Source organism: Enterobacter cloacae complex sp. HYC003_NIDB (genome assembly GCF_056673375.1).
Map to the genome: position 1 here is coordinate 2,731,003 of NZ_CP114220.1, position 15,938 is coordinate 2,746,940.

The 15,938-nt window shown below is 55.7% G+C and carries 20 protein-coding genes; 14 read left to right on the top strand and 6 right to left on the bottom strand.

Annotation, left to right across the window (positions count from 1 at the left end; translation table 11 throughout):
* Position 1: 1 nt before the first annotated feature.
* From asr to O1722_RS12970, 3 genes are all read left to right on the top strand, one after another.
* Positions 2-307 carry an acid resistance repetitive basic protein Asr gene (gene asr, locus O1722_RS12960; RefSeq protein ID WP_003857459.1) on the top strand — a complete coding sequence of 102 codons (306 nt, stop codon included), beginning with the start codon at positions 2-4 and terminating at the stop codon, positions 305-307.
* A gap of 92 nt (positions 308-399) precedes the next feature.
* The gene (ydgU, locus tag O1722_RS12965; RefSeq protein WP_057979992.1) at positions 400-483 is read left to right on the top strand and encodes a small membrane protein YdgU; all 84 of its coding nucleotides are present in this window, start codon (positions 400-402) and stop codon (positions 481-483) included.
* A gap of 102 nt (positions 484-585) precedes the next feature.
* Positions 586-1,407 carry a trypsin-like serine peptidase gene (locus O1722_RS12970; RefSeq protein ID WP_003857461.1) on the top strand — a complete coding sequence of 274 codons (822 nt, stop codon included), beginning with the start codon at positions 586-588 and terminating at the stop codon, positions 1,405-1,407.
* Positions 1,408-1,412: 5 nt separating this feature from the next.
* On the opposite strand, the gene mdtI is transcribed toward O1722_RS12970, so the two are convergent.
* The 3 genes from mdtI to O1722_RS12985 all read right to left on the bottom strand — a co-directional run bounded on the left by mdtI (position 1,413) and on the right by O1722_RS12985 (position 2,380).
* A complete protein-coding gene (gene mdtI, locus O1722_RS12975; RefSeq protein WP_003857463.1) occupies positions 1,413-1,742 on the bottom strand; it encodes a multidrug/spermidine efflux SMR transporter subunit MdtI in 330 nt (109 codons plus the stop codon).
* The gene (mdtJ, locus tag O1722_RS12980) at positions 1,729-2,091 is read right to left on the bottom strand and encodes a multidrug/spermidine efflux SMR transporter subunit MdtJ (protein ID WP_015570633.1); all 363 of its coding nucleotides are present in this window, start codon (positions 2,089-2,091) and stop codon (positions 1,729-1,731) included. Before mdtJ ends, mdtI begins: the two co-directional genes overlap by 14 nt.
* Before the next feature lie 118 nt (positions 2,092-2,209).
* Positions 2,210-2,380 (bottom strand): protein YdgV, encoded by a 171-nt coding sequence (locus O1722_RS12985; protein ID WP_006808891.1) that lies wholly within the window; start codon positions 2,378-2,380, stop codon positions 2,210-2,212.
* Positions 2,381-2,512: 132 nt separating this feature from the next.
* Here O1722_RS12985 and O1722_RS12990 point away from each other — a divergent pair, with 132 nt between their 5' ends.
* Positions 2,513-3,553: an AI-2E family transporter gene (locus O1722_RS12990; protein WP_033487067.1), complete on the top strand. Its 1,041-nt coding sequence runs from the start codon at positions 2,513-2,515 to the stop codon at positions 3,551-3,553.
* On the opposite strand, the gene O1722_RS12995 is transcribed toward O1722_RS12990, so the two are convergent.
* The gene (locus O1722_RS12995; RefSeq protein WP_033487068.1) at positions 3,550-4,497 is read right to left on the bottom strand and encodes a zinc-dependent alcohol dehydrogenase family protein; all 948 of its coding nucleotides are present in this window, start codon (positions 4,495-4,497) and stop codon (positions 3,550-3,552) included. The genes O1722_RS12990 and O1722_RS12995 overlap by 4 nt on opposite strands.
* Entirely contained in the window at positions 4,490-5,524 is a 1,035-nt protein-coding gene (locus O1722_RS13000; RefSeq protein ID WP_032609085.1) for an LLM class flavin-dependent oxidoreductase, read from the bottom strand. The genes O1722_RS12995 and O1722_RS13000 overlap by 8 nt, the downstream gene beginning before the upstream one ends.
* Positions 5,525-5,716: 192 nt before the next feature.
* On the opposite strand from O1722_RS13000, the gene O1722_RS13005 reads away from it, so the two are divergent.
* Together O1722_RS13005 and yajD are read left to right on the top strand one after the other, a co-directional pair.
* The gene (locus tag O1722_RS13005; RefSeq protein ID WP_033487070.1) at positions 5,717-6,610 is read left to right on the top strand and encodes a PhzF family phenazine biosynthesis protein; all 894 of its coding nucleotides are present in this window, start codon (positions 5,717-5,719) and stop codon (positions 6,608-6,610) included.
* Positions 6,611-6,685: 75 nt separating this feature from the next.
* Positions 6,686-7,033, top strand: coding sequence for an HNH nuclease YajD (gene yajD / locus O1722_RS13010; protein WP_006808895.1), 348 nt, complete (start codon positions 6,686-6,688; stop codon positions 7,031-7,033).
* A 67-nt stretch (positions 7,034-7,100) separates the two neighbouring features.
* Here yajD and O1722_RS13015 read toward each other — a convergent pair whose 3' ends face one another.
* A complete protein-coding gene (locus tag O1722_RS13015; RefSeq protein ID WP_017384560.1) occupies positions 7,101-7,547 on the bottom strand; it encodes a hypothetical protein in 447 nt (148 codons plus the stop codon).
* 317 nt (positions 7,548-7,864) lie between these two features.
* Here O1722_RS13015 and O1722_RS13020 point away from each other — a divergent pair, with 317 nt between their 5' ends.
* The 8 genes from O1722_RS13020 (at position 7,865) to pqqF (ending at position 15,887) form a co-directional block, all read left to right on the top strand.
* Positions 7,865-9,130 (top strand): Y-family DNA polymerase, encoded by a 1,266-nt coding sequence (locus O1722_RS13020; RefSeq protein ID WP_033487071.1) that lies wholly within the window; start codon positions 7,865-7,867, stop codon positions 9,128-9,130.
* 104 nt (positions 9,131-9,234) lie between these two features.
* A complete protein-coding gene (locus tag O1722_RS13025) occupies positions 9,235-10,254 on the top strand; it encodes a dipeptidase (protein ID WP_033487073.1) in 1,020 nt (339 codons plus the stop codon).
* A gap of 138 nt (positions 10,255-10,392) precedes the next feature.
* Positions 10,393-10,464: a pyrroloquinoline quinone precursor peptide PqqA gene (gene pqqA, locus O1722_RS13030; RefSeq protein WP_002905689.1), complete on the top strand. Its 72-nt coding sequence runs from the start codon at positions 10,393-10,395 to the stop codon at positions 10,462-10,464.
* A 55-nt stretch (positions 10,465-10,519) separates the two neighbouring features.
* Positions 10,520-11,437, top strand: a complete 918-nt coding sequence (gene pqqB / locus O1722_RS13035; protein ID WP_017384563.1) for a pyrroloquinoline quinone biosynthesis protein PqqB — start codon at positions 10,520-10,522, stop codon at positions 11,435-11,437.
* A gap of 2 nt (positions 11,438-11,439) precedes the next feature.
* The gene (gene pqqC, locus O1722_RS13040) at positions 11,440-12,195 is read left to right on the top strand and encodes a pyrroloquinoline-quinone synthase PqqC (protein WP_003857506.1); all 756 of its coding nucleotides are present in this window, start codon (positions 11,440-11,442) and stop codon (positions 12,193-12,195) included.
* A 2-nt stretch (positions 12,196-12,197) separates the two neighbouring features.
* Complete coding sequence (pqqD, locus tag O1722_RS13045; RefSeq protein WP_003857508.1) at positions 12,198-12,476, top strand: pyrroloquinoline quinone biosynthesis peptide chaperone PqqD; 279 nt, start codon at positions 12,198-12,200, stop codon at positions 12,474-12,476.
* Positions 12,463-13,605 carry a pyrroloquinoline quinone biosynthesis protein PqqE gene (gene pqqE, locus O1722_RS13050; protein ID WP_022651046.1) on the top strand — a complete coding sequence of 381 codons (1,143 nt, stop codon included), beginning with the start codon at positions 12,463-12,465 and terminating at the stop codon, positions 13,603-13,605. Before pqqD ends, pqqE begins: the two co-directional genes overlap by 14 nt.
* A gap of 5 nt (positions 13,606-13,610) precedes the next feature.
* Complete coding sequence (gene pqqF, locus O1722_RS13055; protein ID WP_100151270.1) at positions 13,611-15,887, top strand: pyrroloquinoline quinone biosynthesis protein PqqF; 2,277 nt, start codon at positions 13,611-13,613, stop codon at positions 15,885-15,887.
* Positions 15,888-15,938: the final 51 nt, after the last annotated feature.

Below are 15,938 nucleotides of genomic sequence, written 5' to 3' on the forward strand. Positions count from 1 at the left end.
AATGAAAAAAGTATTAGCTCTGGTTGTTGCCGCTGCTATGGGTCTGTCTTCCGCTGCATTCGCGGCTGAAACTACCGCCACCGCAGCGCCTGCGGCATCCACCGCTGCTCCGGCCAAAACGGTTCACCATAAAAAACATCACAAAGCGGCTAAACCAGCGGCAGAACAGAAAGCGCAGGCCGCGAAAAAGCACCACAAAAAAGCGGCAAAACCTGCGGTAGAGCAGAAAGCCCAGGCGGCTAAAAAGCATCACAAAAAAGCGGCAAAACACGAAGCGGCTAAACCTGCTGCACAGCCAGCAGCGTAAGAGTACAAGCTTAACCGTGCCCTTCGGGGCACGTTGGTAAACCGGCGCTGAACGGGTTTGCGGTCAGCGCCGTTTTTTTATCCGGAGGGCGTATGCTGCGGCGCTATCGGTTTGAGTTCATTCTTATCCTGCTAATTTTATGCGCGCTCATCGCCAGCCACTTTTATCTTTCCTGAATGTAGCACGCTGATTTTACTCCCACTTTCTCGCCGTCGCGTCTATAGTATTTTCATAGGGTTCACTTTTAATAATCATAATTACCCCCACCAGAGTGTGATATGCGTAAATCTGTTGTGTTGTTACTGGGAACGTTTAGCCTTTTTGCTGGCTTTTCACATGCGGATGATGGCGACGATGACGCCATTAGCGCCAAAGAGGTAAAGACGCTGTTTTTTGGTCATGACGATCGTACGCGTGTCACCGATCCTACCGAATCGCCCTGGGATGCCATCGGGCAACTGGAAACCGCCAGCGGCAATTTATGTACCGCAACCCTCATTACGCCACGCCTTGCGCTGACGGCGGGTCATTGCCTGTTAATGCCGCCTGAAGGCAAACCGGATAAAGCGATCGCCCTGCGCTTTGTGTCGCAAAAAGGAATATGGCGCTACGAAATTCACGGTATTGAGGGGCGAGTGGATCCGTCGCTTGGCAAACGCCTGAAACCGGATGGCGATGGCTGGATTGTGCCGCCCGGGGCGGCCTCCTGGGATTTCGGGCTGATCGTTTTACGTTATCCGCCGTCCGGGATCACCCCGCTGCCGCTCTTTGATGGCGATAAGGCCGCGCTCACCGCCGCCCTGAAAGCCGCCGATCGAAAAGTGACGCAATCAGGTTATCCTGTTGATCACCTCGATTCGCTGTACACCCATACGGACTGCGTGGTGACGGGCTGGGCGCAAAACAGCGTACTGTCGCATCAGTGCGATACGCTACCGGGTGATAGCGGATCGCCCCTGATGTTAAAAACCGATAACGGCTGGCAGCTGATTGGCGTTCAGAGTTCTGCGCCAGCGGCGAAAGACCGCTGGCGCGCCGATAACCGGGCGTTGTCGGTGACCGGTTTTCGCGACCGGCTGGAAGCCCTGGCGCAGCAGTAGGTCACTCAGGCCAGTTTAATCATGATCATGCCGGCGAGCAGTAATACCAGCCCTATCCAGCCTTTATTGTTTAAACGCTGCCCGAACATAATCCAGCCTGCCGCCAGGGTGGCGGCAATACCGAAGCCCCCCCACAGCGCATAGGCCACGGACAGATCGATGCCTTTCACCGCCTGCGACAGGGCGCTAAACGCCCCCAGAACCGCGGCAATCGATAACAGGCCGTAGGCTTTGCGACGAAAACCGTCGGAGAACTTCAGAAAGACGTTGGCAATAATTTCCAGAACGATGGCGAAAGCCAGCCAGGCCGCGTGGATCCATTCAAACTGCTGCATGGGTCTGCTCCTTCTGCTGTTTTGCCGGTTTGCGTGTACCCGATTTAATCAGCACGATACCTGCGACCAGGGTCGTCAGCCCGGCAATTTTCATTGTCGTCAGGGTTTCATCAAATAACATGACGCTAAACAGCGTAATCAATAAAATACCAATACCTTCCCACAATGCGTATGCCACGCCCAGCGCGATTTTTTTAACCGCAAAAGAGAGGAAAATATAGGAAAGCGTAATCATGACCAGCATCAAAATAAAACCGGTGCTGCCATCACTCACGCTTGCCCATTTCATCGACAAGGTGCCGGTAATTTCAGCGACGATCGCCAGAGCTAATAAAATCCAGTAAAACATGTTTTTTCTCCTGCTTGAGAATATAATCCATCGAGGCTCGCTGCGGACAGCAAACCAAAAAATTGGGAATTAAATCAGTTAGCTAAGCGCATAGCGCTAGCTCAGGCAGAAGACGTGACTATAGCGCGGAACGCCAGTGTTGCTCACCAGAAAGCAGGCAGAGGGAGGTTGAAAACAGAGCAGAGTTGTTTGAAAAATACGTCCTGAACAAATTGTCCATAAAATTACAATTATCCGCGGTGTTGCTTCTCGTCTTTGCGGATGAAAATTGTCCTCGGTAGTTGAACACGCCTGATTTGTATCATAAGCCAGGAATTTACTCAAAGCCTTTTCATTTCTTTACCCAGTCTGTTTGATTTTGGTTAGTTTTTTTAATCCGCTTTCCCCTCTATTATAAATAAAAAACTGTTCAGGAACGTCCATGGCCAAACCTATTATCACCCTCAACGGGCTTAAGATCGTCATCATGCTGGGCATGCTGGTGATCATTCTGACCGGCGTTCGTTTTGCGGCCGATATCATCGTGCCTTTTATCCTGGCGCTTTTTATCGCGGTGATCCTCAATCCGCTAGTGCAGCGAATGGTGCGGCTGCGCATCCCGCGTGTGCTGGCGATAAGCCTGCTTATCAGTATTATTATCGTTGCGATGGTGCTGTTAGTCGCCTATCTGGGAACCTCCCTGAACGAGCTGGCGCGGACGCTACCGACATACCGCTCTTCCCTGGCGACCCCGCTGCTGCAAATTGAACCCTGGCTGCAACGCGCGGGTATCGAAGTCTCGGTTGAGGAACTGCTTAAATACATCGATCCGAATGCCGCCATGACGATTGTCACCAGCCTGCTGGCACAACTCTCCAACGCCATGACCTCGATTTTCCTGCTGTTCCTGACGGTTGTGTTTATGCTGCTGGAAGTTCCACAGCTGCCTGCAAAGCTCCAGCACATCATGGTGCGTCCGGTAGAGGGAATGGGCGCCATTCAGCGCGCGCTCGACAGCGTTTCACGCTATCTGGTGCTGAAAACGGCCATCAGCCTGGTGACGGGATTAGTGGTCTGGGGGATGCTCGCCGCGCTGGATGTACGTTTTGCCTTTGTCTGGGGGCTGCTGGCCTTTGCGCTCAACTATATTCCTAACATCGGCTCCGTGCTGGCGGCGATCCCCCCTATCCTTCAGGTGCTGGTTTTCAGCGGTTTGTATGATGCCCTGATTCTGCTGGCAGGCTATCTGGTGATTAACCTTGTCTTCGGGAACATTCTCGAACCACGGATAATGGGACGCGGGCTGGGGCTTTCAACCCTTGTTGTGTTCCTGTCCCTGATTTTCTGGGGCTGGCTGCTCGGGCCTGTCGGCATGCTGCTCTCCGTTCCGCTGACAATTATTGTCAAAATTGGCCTGGAGCAGACCGCCGGTGGACAAAGTATCGCTGTACTGCTGAGCGACATGAGCCATAAGGTCGATTAATTGTCCATCGACAGCATGGGCTTACCCGTTCTTCCCGCTTCGCGATAGTTGCCCACTGCCCGCTGCCATTCCGACAGCGGGTAGAGGGTGACATCGCTGCACTGGCTGGCGCGCAGTTTAGGCCAGATGCGCCGAAACTCCGCCTGCCACGCCTCAGCGCTCAGCGCGTCCAGATAGTTACGAATGTGAAACCACGCCACGCGCGGCAACGGCCGCTGCTGCCGGAGGGTCTGCCCGGAGAGTAGCCCGTAGCAGACAAAGGTGCCGGTTTCGGGCATCACGCTCAGGATCGTCTCCGCCAGGCTGCCGCCCGTGGCGTCGTACACCACCTCCGCTTGCGCGGCGGCAGCGTTGACGGCGGTCGTATCATGTTGCGCAATCGGGACGATCCCCATTTCAGCCAGACGTTGAGCGTGCACGGGCGAACGATGGATCCCGTAAACCGCCTCTGCACCCGCCTGGCGTGCCCATTGCCCGAGCAGAACGGCGCAGTCAGAACCGGCAGCGGTGAGCAGCACCGTTTTCCCGACCGGAGGATAGCGGTCCAGCATCATCTGTGCGGCAAGCGGGTTGATATATCCCCGCGCGGCAAGAAGCGAGTCGACGTCGTCCGGGACGGGAACCGCATACGCCGCCGGGCAGTCGACATAGCGCTGCCAGGTACCCTGCCCCCGTAACGGCAGGACCCGCTTGCCCAGCAGCGCCGGATAAGCGGCGGGCGTTTCGGTCACTATTCCGACCCCTTCATAACCGGCTATCGCAGGCAGCGGCGTGCGATGGCGATATGCCCCGGTGATGGGGATGAGATCGGAGGCGTTCACCGGAGAAAAAAGCATGCGCACGCGTATCTCTCCCGGCTGTCGCGGCGACAATGGTGCGGTTTCCGCTTGCAGTACCGATTCAGGCTCACCAAACCGGCGATACCAGAGGGCCAGATTACGCATTGCGATCGCGCCATCCCATTTCCGGTGCGACATGTTTCAGGATGGACTCGATCACATGTGCGTTGTATTCCACGCCCAGCTGATTCGGCACGGTAAGTAACAGCGTATCCGCTTCCGCGATCGCTTCATCCTTTTTCAACTGTTCAATCAGTTTGTCTGGCTCTGCGGCATAGCTGCGCCCGAAAATGGCCCGCGTTTTCTCATCCAGATAGCCCACGCTGTCGCTCTCATTGCGGCTTGAGCCGAAATACATCCGGTCGCGATCGTCCATCAGGGCAAAAATACTGCGGCTGACCGAAACGCGTGGCTGACGGGTATGCCCTGCCTCAGCCCAGGCCTGTCGGTAGGCACGGATCTGTTTTGCCTGCTGAATATGGAACGGCTCGCCGGTTTCATCATCTTTCAGCGTTGAGCTTTGCAGGTTCATCCCCAGTTTTGCCGCCCATACTGCCGTTGCATTCGAGCCAGCCCCCCACCAGATACGGTCGCGTAAGCCTTCTGAATGCGGCTCCAGACGCAACAATCCCGGCGGGTTTGGGAACATCGGCTGTGGGTTAGGCTTTGCAAACCCTTCACCGCGTAATACATCAAGCAGTACCTCAGTGTGGCGGCGCGCCATATCAGATTCGTTTTCCCCTTCCTGCGGCACGTAACCAAAATAACGCCAGCCATCAATCACCTGCTCCGGCGAACCCCGGCTGATACCAAGCTGTAATCGCCCGCCGGAGATGAGATCTGCCGCGCCAGCATCTTCCGCCATATACAGCGGATTTTCATACCGCATGTCGATCACGCCCGTCCCGATTTCAATGCGTTTGGTTTTCGCGCCTATTGCAGCCAGCAAGGGGAATGGCGAACTGAGCTGGCGGGCAAAGTGATGCACACGGAAATAAGCCCCGTCCGCGCCCAGCTCTTCGGCGGCGACCGCCAGATCGATGGACTGTAGCAGCGTGTCAGCCGCGGTTCGCGTGCCGGACTGGGGTGACGGCGTCCAGTGACCAAACGACAAAAATCCGATCTTTTTCATAGTGGAGTATCCTGATAAAGCATTGCGTTATCCCTACTCTACGCATTAACGGATGAGAATAAATGGTGATTATTTAACGGAATGCTTCAAATAAACTGACAGAGACCATCAAGTTTCAATTTATTCTACTCTGGTTATCTGTTTGATTTAGCGCTATTACTGTAAGCCATTTCCCGCCAGGCAGAACAGATAATGAAAAGACGCTATGTCATTGCAGATGTTTTTACGAATACGCCGTTTCTCGGCAACCCAGTCGCCGTTGTCCTTGATGCTGAAGGTATGAGCAGTGAACAGATGCAGCAGGTTACCGTTGAATTTGGCTACAGCGAAACGACGTTTGTGCTGCCGCCAGAAAATCTCTCGAGTACGGCACGCGTGCGGATATTCACCCCCTCGCGCGAAATACCTTTCGCCGGGCACCCTAACGTCGGAACTGCCTTTGTGCTGGCGCATCACGCCATAGAAAACGGGCAGACATTATCCGACACCTTGCACTTCGAAGAAATCGCGGGGATGGTGCCGGTGCGGCTGTTAAAACAGAACGGCACAGTGACGGGAGCTGAGCTGTTAGCTCCTGAGGCGCTTTCCTGCCATTCTGAAGTCAGCGCGGAACAGGTTGCAGCCTGCCTTTCCTTAAGCCCGGATGATATACGCAGGGACGTGCATAATCCTGTTGTTGCCTCGGTGGGCCTGCCCTTTTTGATCGTAGAGCTGGTCTCCCGCGATGCGCTTCGTCGATGCGTGCCCAACTTACAAGGTTTCCGCGCGATTCTGCCGCTTGACGGCGCAGTCTCTGTCTATACGTATACCTTAGACAGGGCTTCAGATGAGTCCTGCGATCTTCAGGCACGTATGTTTACTCCTCGAATGACGGAAGATCCGGCAACAGGCAGTGCAGCCGCAGCAGCCACGGCGTTGCTGGCCCTGCGTCGTGATCAAACCACACTTTCACTGAAGATTAGCCAGGGCGTTGATATGGGGCGTACAAGCGTGTTGTTTTCGGAATACGATGCATCGTCAGGAAGGGCTGTGGTTCGGGTCGGTGGTGAATGTGTCATTACGCTTGAGGGAACATTTACGCTTTGAGGCAGAGACGCGTTCCCCTTCCGTTCTCTTATGGGATATATTGGCACTAAGATTTTTTAACAGGTAACATCAGCAATGGCTCTGATCCCCAAAAACTACGCACGGCTGGAAAGCGGCTACCGTGAAAAAGCGCTAAAAATCTACCCCTGGGTTTGTGGACGCTGCTCGCGTGAGTTTGTTTATTCAAATCTTCGTGAACTCACGGTTCACCATATCGACCACGATCACACCAATAACCCGGAAGATGGCAGTAACTGGGAGCTGTTGTGCCTGTTTTGTCACGATCACGAACACTCAAAGTACACCGAAGCGGATCAGTATGGCACCACCGTTGTCGCGGGTGAGGATGCGCAAAAAGACGTGGGTGTCGCCACGTTTAACCCCTTTGCCGATCTCAAGGCGATGATGAACAAGAAGAAGTAATATCGACGGCTTCACTGCCCATACCTGTCGTATGGGCAGTCAGAAAGCCACATATGTTGTATTCCAGTCACAGGTTGAACAATGACACGGCTTTAATATCTGCCTCAGGGTTCACGCGTTTTACTGCCTCTAAAAACGCAGCGAAGTTTTGATTAAACACCGTCAGATTATTATAAAATTGCACCTGTTTTTCACGGGTTCCCTCAAGATAAGTCACAGACCAGATCCGCCTGTTATTTATCACTATCGAGCCTGGTTTAATTTTTATGATAGTCGCCAGCTCAATTTTACGGGTGCTGCTCTTTATAACCTCGTATAAATACTGCTCATCATAAAAGTAGGTTTTACCTGACGAGCCGCCAAACCAGACAGGATGGGTTGAGATTTTTTTCATTCCCCGGCTATCGGCAACGATGCGCGTTGGATGCCGAATACGCCTGACGAAAAAGCGTATCAGCATAATCAGTGCCACAAAAGACAGCACCACAAAAAGAACGTTAATGCTCTCCCGCATATTTCGTTACCTGACATGCATAGTTATAAGTGAAGAAGTATACCCAAATAGTCTGGTCGTGATAATTACCCTTCTACGCCCGTACGCCATGATGCCTTGTTACCCTTGATCTTTGCTATCGATATACAATACTGTATATAAATACAGTATTAATTGACGGTGATCATCATGCAGTTTTTCACGCCATCAGAGCGACGCCGGAGCGTGGCCCTTCCCCTATTCAATGACCCTGTTCCTTACGTTCTGAATGAACGTATAAGCGCGCCCACGAAGGCTCGCGGCGTAGTGACCTGTATCGCGACATCTGCGAGCTGACCATGTTTGCACTGTGTGATGTGAACGCTTTCTATGCTTCCTGTGAAACGGTTTTTCGCCCGGACCTGAAGGGACGACCGGTGGTCGTGTTGTCCAATAACGATGGGTGCGTCATCTCTCGCTCCGCTGAAGCCAAACCCTTTGTGAAAATGGGTGAACCGTACTTCAAACAGAAAGATCTCTTCAGGCATCATGGCGTGGTTTGTTTCAGCAGTAATTATGAACTTTACGCGGATATGTCCAACCGGGTAATGAACACGCTTGAAGAGATGTCGCCTCGTAGCGAAATATACTCAATTGATGAGATCTTTTGCGATCTTACCGGCGTGCGTAATTGTCGCGATCTTTCCGACTTTGGGCATGAAATGAGAGCGACCGTACTGCAACGCACCCATCTGACCGTCGGAGTGGGCATCGCACCCACAAAGACGCTGGCGAAACTGGCAAATCACGCGGCGAAACGCTGGCAGCGCCAGACGGGAGGCGTTGTTGATTTATCCAATGTGGATCGTCAGAGAAAGCTGATGGCGGCGCTACCCGTCGAAGACGTTTGGGGGGTAGGACGTCGCATAGCGAAGAAGCTTGAGATGATGGGGATTAAGACCGTCCTGCAACTGGCAGACACCGATATCCGGTTCATAAGAAAACATTTCAATGTCGTGCTGGAGAGAACGGTGCGTGAATTACGGGGCGAATCGTGTCTTGAACTGGAAGAGTTTGCCCCGGTAAAGCAAGAAATCGTCTGTTCGCGCTCGTTTGGCGAACGCATCACGGAATATGACGATGTACGCCAGGCCATCAGTAGTTATGCCGCCCGGGCAGCAGAAAAACTTCGCAATGAGCATCAGCATTGCCGCTTTATCTCCGTATTTGTTAAAACCTCGCCCTTCGCGCTTAACGAGCCATATTATGGCAATAGCGCGTCGGTAAAACTGCTCACCCCAACCCAGGATAGCCGGGATATTATCGGCGCATCAGTTCGTTGTCTGGATGCGGTCTGGAAGAACGGCCATCGGTACCAGAAAGCCGGAGTGATGCTGGGAGATTTTTATAGCCAGGGCGTCGCGCAACTTAATCTGTTTGACGACAACGCACCCAGGAAAAACAGCCAAAAGTTAATGGATGTATTAGACCATCTGAATGCTGAAAATGGCCGTGGCACGCTTTACTTCGCGGGACAGGGTATACAGCAGCCGTGGCAGATGAAACGGGAAATGCTTTCACCCCGCTACACCACCCGCTTTGCGGATCTCCTCACTGTTAAGTGATATTAACAATTGCTGCTAAGTTGTAATTTTCCCCTTGCCGGACCGGACAAATCGGTTATCGTGCCAGGCAACTTTCGCAGCAATAAAAGACAGTGGGATGCGCTATGGCGATTTTTGATGGTCACAATGACCTGTTGCTTAATTTATGGCTTCACCATCGCCAGGATCCGGTAACGGCCTTCTTCTCCGGCATTGAGAACGGACACCTCGATTATCCACGCATGCAGCAAGGCGGATTTTCCGGCGGGCTGTTCGCGCTGTTCGTGCCGCCGCAGGAGTATATCGCCCGCATGGCGCCACAATACGCCAGCGAGCCGTGGCAGCCAGTCGACATTCTCTGGCAGCAGCTGACGATCCTTAAGCAGCTTGTCGCCCACTCCGATGGCCGGGCGCGATTGTGCCTGAGCGCGGCGGATATCGAACGCTGCCGTCAGGATAAAGTGCTGGCGATGGTGGCGCATATTGAGGGCGCGGGCGGTTTTGACGGCGAGGGAGACGATCTACAGGCTTTCTATGCCGCCGGGGTGCGCAGCATTGGGCCTTTCTGGAACATTGCTAACCGTTTCGGCACCGGCGTTAACGGGGCGTTTCCCGGCAGCCCGGACAGCGGCCCAGGGCTTACCGCTGAGGGTATCGCCCTCATTAAGCACGCTAACGCCCTGAACATGCTGATTGACGTTTCGCATATGAATGAAAAAGCGTTCTGGGATACCGCTCGTCATTCCTCTTCACCGCTGGTCGCCACCCATTCCAACGCCCATACGCTGTGCCCGCAACCGCGCAATCTGACCGATCGGCAGCTGCTGGCTATCCGCGACAGCGGCGGCGTGGCAGGCGTCAATTTCGGCAACGCGTTTTTGCGCGCCGACGGTAAACGCGATAGCGATACCCCGCTGAGCACAATCGTTCGTCATATCGACTATCTTATTAACATCATGGGTGACGATCATGTCGCGCTGGGCTCCGATTTTGACGGCATTACGTTGCCTGATGATTTACACGATGTGAGTGGTTTACCACGGCTAATCAGCGCATTGCGTGACAGCGGCTATGATCAATTTGTGCTGAATAAGCTGCTGTGGGGCAACTGGCAAAAGGTATTGCAAAATGTTTGGCAACAATAGGTTACGTTGTAAACATTAAGTTAATTCCTTACATCTTTCGGGTTGAGCTTTGCCCTCCTGTGACGCATTATTTGATGACCATCACAAAACTGGCACAAACAATGGCGTTGGTGCTGCTTTTTTAAAGAGGAAAAAACGATGTGGAAGAAACCTGCTTTTATTGATTTACGTCTTGGCCTGGAAGTGACCCTGTACATTTCCAACCGCTAATCGCTCTGCCCGCCATCCGTGCGGGCATTTTTGTTTGACTACCTGGCCCATCTTCATGTTTATTAAAGTCCTCGGTTCCGCCGCTGGCGGTGGTTTCCCCCAGTGGAACTGTAACTGCGCCAACTGTCAGGGTTTGCGCGACGGTACCCTTCAGGCGACCCCTCGCACCCAGTCGTCGATCATCGTCAGCGATAACGGCAAAGAGTGGGTGCTGTGTAACGCCTCCCCCGATATCAGCCAGCAGATTGCCCATACGCCAGAACTGAATAAGAAAGAGGTTCTGCGCGGCACACATATTGGCGGCATTATTCTCACCGATAGCCAGATTGACCACACCACCGGGCTGCTCAGCCTGCGCGAAGGGTGCCCGCATCAGGTATGGTGTACGCCGGAGGTGCATGAAGATCTTTCCAGCGGATTCCCGATTTTTACCATGCTCCGGCACTGGAACGGTGGCCTGATTCACCACCCGATCGCGCCGCTCACCGCCTTTAGCGTGGAAGCCTGCCCTGATTTGCAGTTTACCGCTGTCCCCATCGCCAGTAACGCACCGCCCTATTCGCCGTGGCGCGACCGCCCGCTGCCGGGGCATAACGTGGCGCTGTTTATCGAAAACCGCCGCAACGGTCAGACGCTGTTCTACGCACCGGGTCTCGGTGAACCCGATGACACCATCCTGCCGTGGCTTAAAAAAGCGGACTGTCTGCTGATTGACGGCACCGTCTGGCAGGACGATGAACTCCAGGCCACCGGCGTCGGACGCAATACCGGCCGCGACATGGGCCATCTGGCGCTCGGCGATGAACACGGCATGATGGCGCTGCTGGCCTCGCTGCCGGCAAAGCGCAAGATTCTGATCCACATTAATAACACCAACCCGATCCTTAACGAGCAGTCGCCGCAGCGTCACGCCCTTGCGCAGCAGGGAATAGAAGTGAGCTGGGACGGGATGAACATCACGCTTCAGGACTAACTATGCACATTCGCGAAACGCTCTCGCCGCAAGAGTTTGAGCACGCCCTTCGGGCGAAAGGCGCCTACTATCATATTCACCATCCGTACCATATCGCGATGCATAACGGCGAGGCCAGCCGCGAGCAGATCCAGGGCTGGGTGGCGAACCGGTTTTACTACCAGACGACGATCCCGCTGAAAGACGCGGCAATTATGGCGAACTGCCCGGATCCGCACACGCGTCGCAAATGGGTGCAGCGGATCCTCGATCACGACGGTAGCAACGGTCATGACGGCGGTATCGAAGCCTGGCTACAGCTGGGCGAAGCCGTGGGGCTCAGCCGCGAGGACTTAATCAGCGAACGCCACGTGCTGCCCGGCGTCCGTTTCGCCGTCGACGCTTACGTTAACTTCGCCCGCCGCGCCAACTGGCAGGAGGCGGCATGCAGCTCGCTCACCGAACTGTTCGCCCCGCAAATCCATCAGTCGCGTCTCGACAGCTGGCCACAGCACTACCCGTGGATCAAAGAGGAAGGCTATTTTTATTTCCGCAGCCGCCTCAGCCAGGCCAGCCGCGACGTTGAACACGGTCTGGAGCTGGCGAAGCGTTACTGCGATAGCGCGGAAAAGCAGAATCGGATGCTGGAGATCCTTCAGTTCAAACTCGATATCCTGTGGTCGATGCTCGACGCGATGACCATGGCCTACGCGCTACAGCGTCCGCCTTATCACACGGTCACCGACAAAGCGGCCTGGCACACAACCCGACTGGTATAAGCATGCAAAAAAACTCCATCGTCGCCTTTCGTCGCGGCTATCGCCTGCAATGGGAAGCCGCTCAGGACAGCCATGTCATCCTCTATCCGGAAGGCATGGCTAAACTCAATGAGACCGCGGCCGCGATCCTCGAACTGGTCGATGGCCAACGCGACGCGGCGGCCATCATTGCCATACTCAACGAACGGTTCCCGGAAGCCGGCGGCGTGGATGACGACGTCGTAGAATTCCTGCAAATCGCTTATCAACAGAAGTGGATTATTTTCCGTGAGCCAGAATAAACCCGCCGTCAATCCACCGCTGTGGCTGCTGGCGGAGCTGACCTATCGCTGTCCGCTACAGTGTCCTTACTGCTCTAACCCGCTGGACTTCGCCCGGCAGGATCAGGAGCTGACCACCGAACAGTGGATTGAGGTTTTCCGCCAGGCGCGGGCGATGGGCAGCGTGCAGATAGGTTTTTCAGGCGGCGAACCGTTGACGCGTAAAGATCTGCCGGAGCTGATCCGCGCCGCCCGCGATCTCGGTTTTTATACCAACCTGATCACCTCGGGAATTGGCCTGACGGAAAGCAAACTCGACGCGTTCAGCGAGGCCGGTCTGGACCATATCCAGATTAGCTTCCAGGCCAGCGATGAAGTGCTCAACGCTGCGCTGGCGGGGAATAAAAAAGCCTTCCAGCAGAAGCTGGCGATGGCCAAAGCGGTCAAAGCCCGTGATTACCCGATGGTGCTGAATTTCGTCCTGCACCGGCATAATATCGATCAGATCGATAAAATCATCGAGCTGTGCATCGAACTGGACGCCGACGATGTCGAACTTGCCACCTGCCAGTTCTACGGTTGGGCGTTCCTTAATCGTCAGGGGCTTCTGCCGACGCGGGAACAGATCGCCCGCGCGGAACGCGTGGTTGCCGAATATCGGCAAAAAATGGCCGCCAGCGGCAATCTGACCAACCTGCTGTTCGTCACCCCCGATTATTACGAAGAGCGGCCAAAAGGCTGTATGGGCGGCTGGGGGTCGATTTTCCTCAGCGTGACCCCGGAAGGCACGGCGCTGCCCTGCCACAGCGCGCGCCAGCTGCCGGTGGATTTCCCGTCGGTGCTTGAGCAGAGCCTGGAATCCATCTGGTATGACTCTTTCGGCTTCAACCGCTATCGCGGGTTTGACTGGATGCCGGAGCCGTGCCGCTCCTGCGATGAAAAGGAGAAGGACTTCGGCGGCTGCCGCTGCCAGGCCTTTATGCTCACCGGGAATGCGGATAACGCCGATCCGGTGTGCAGCAAATCGCCGCATCATCATAAAATCCTCGAGGCGCGACGCGAAGCAGCCTGTAGTGATATGAAGATCGGTCAGCTTCAGTTCCGCAACCGTACCCGTTCTCAGCTTATCTATAAAACCCGGGAACTGTAACGATAATGACCACCCGCATCGTGGAACTGGCAGGCGGTTTGCGCGCAACGCTGGTGCATCAGCCGCAGGCGACACGCGCGGCGGCGCTGGCGCGCGTGAGTGCCGGAAGCCATCACGAGCCACCGCGCTTCGCCGGTCTTGCGCATTTGCTTGAGCACCTGCTGTTCCGCGGTAGCCAGCGCTATCAGGGCGATGATCGACTCATGGCCTGGGTCCAGCGCCAGGGCGGCAGCGTCAATGCCACCACGCTGGCACGCCATAGCGCTTTTTTCTTCGACGTTGCCGCCGATAACCTGTCCAACGGCGTCGCGCGGCTGCGGGATATGTTGCAGGCGCCGCTGCTTTCACCGCATGACATACAGCGCGAAGTGGCGGTCATTGATGCGGAAAACCGGCTCATCCAGCAACATGATTCCGCCCGGCGCGAAGCGGCGGCGCGCCACGCGATGGAAGAACCCGCGGTTTTTCGCCGTTTTCAGGTGGGTAGCAAGGAGTCTCTCGAGCAGGACCCGGGATCGCTGCAAGCCGCGTTGCTCGACTTTCATCGTCGCTATTATGTGGCAGGACACCTGCAATTGTGGCTGCAAGGGCCGCAAACGCTGGATGTGCTGGCCGAGCTTGCCCATACGTTTGCGTCAGATTTTGCGTCAGGAGGCATGCCTGAAACCGCTCCCCCGTTGCGTCTCAGCGCTGAAGCAGATTATCAGCTGGCGGTAACGGAGCGACCCGCACTGTGGCGTTGTCCGTTAATCCGAAAAAGTGACAGCGTCACTTTATTTCGGGAGTTTTTACTGGACGACGCCCCCGGAAGCCTGATTGCCGGGCTACGGGCGCGCGGGCTGGCAGAAGAGGTAGCCCTGAACTGGCTTTATCAGGATGACGATTACGGCTGGCTGGCGCTAACGGTTGATAGCGAACGGCCCGAGGACATTGACCCGCATATTACCCACTGGCTACGGGCGCTACAGCAAACGACGGATGAGCAGCAGCGGCATTATTATCGGCTGGCACAGCAGCGTTTCAGCGCCCTGCCGACGCTGGAGCAGCTGCGTCAGCGGGCATTTGGTTTTGCGCCCGGCGCGGCGCCCGTAGGTTTTTCCGCCTTCTGTGCTGACTTACTGGCGGCGCCAGTCTCGTATCTGGCCTGCAAAAAAATGGAAACCGCTGAAATTATTGCCAGCCAGGGTTTTACCCTGCCGCTTAGCCATTGGCGTCGCCAGCCGGTTGCAGATGATAGCCCCATCGCGTTTTCCTTCTACCCGCAGACTGCCAGGTATGCTGCGCCAGCCCCGACGTCAGAAGCCGCTCCACTGCTGCATTTGTCGGCGCAGACACAACCGCCGACGCTGATCCTGCGCAGGCCTTTTTATTCGCGCGTGAACAGGTCTCAGGGGGTGGCGATGGGCAAACAGTTACGCCCTCTTCTTGCTGAACTGCGCCATATCGACGGCAGCGGCGAGTGGCAAACGGTTGACGGTAGCTGGCAGCTCACCCTGCGGCTTCCTGACGCCATGGTGACGGCGGAACCCATCATCGGGGCGATAATCGATCGCCTCTCCCACCCCGCACCTGCTATTACGCCAGCGCCAGAAGGCATTGCCATCCGTGAGCTGCTTCAGCAATTGCCTGAACGTCTGGCATCGGACCCGCCACGGTACGGCTGGCTGGCGGCGTTAGTTGGCGGCAGCGCCGGACACGCGCACGGGTTAGCCCGGCAGCTTGGCCTGCTCCGGGTGCCGGTTAACGCTAAGCCGTTGCCGTTAAGCGGTTGTCCCGGCGGGATCGAACACATCCCGCACGCCAGCGCGGATTCGGCGCTGCTGGTGTTTATTCCCCTGCCGCCGGGCGCGTCGCTCGCCGCGCTGCGGCTGCTGGCGTTATGCTGCGAACCGCAATTTTTCCAGCGCCTGCGCGTGGAACAGCAGATTGGCTACGTGGTCAGCTGTCGTTATCAGCGTATTGCCGATCGCGATGGCCTGTTGCTGGCGTTACAGTCGCCTGACCGTTCTCCCGTGAACCTGTTGGGTTGCTGCAAACGATTTTTGCGTGAGCTGACGCCGTGCGATGAGGCAGCGTTCAGCATGTTGCGACAGCAGCTGGCGACGCAGATCCGCTCACCGATGGATGCCAGCGCCACGGCAGTGGCCGCCCTGCGCCAGCGCTATGGTTTGCCGGTGTTAACGCCGCAGGCTATTGATGCCCTGCAACCTGACGAGATAGTCGCGCTATGGCGCGAGATGACTCGCCGTCGCCGACGCTGGCGGGTGCTTTTCACGGGCTGACCGGAACCGGCGCTTTCTTCCTGTGCGTAGTTTTTAGTCAAAAAAAAGCCC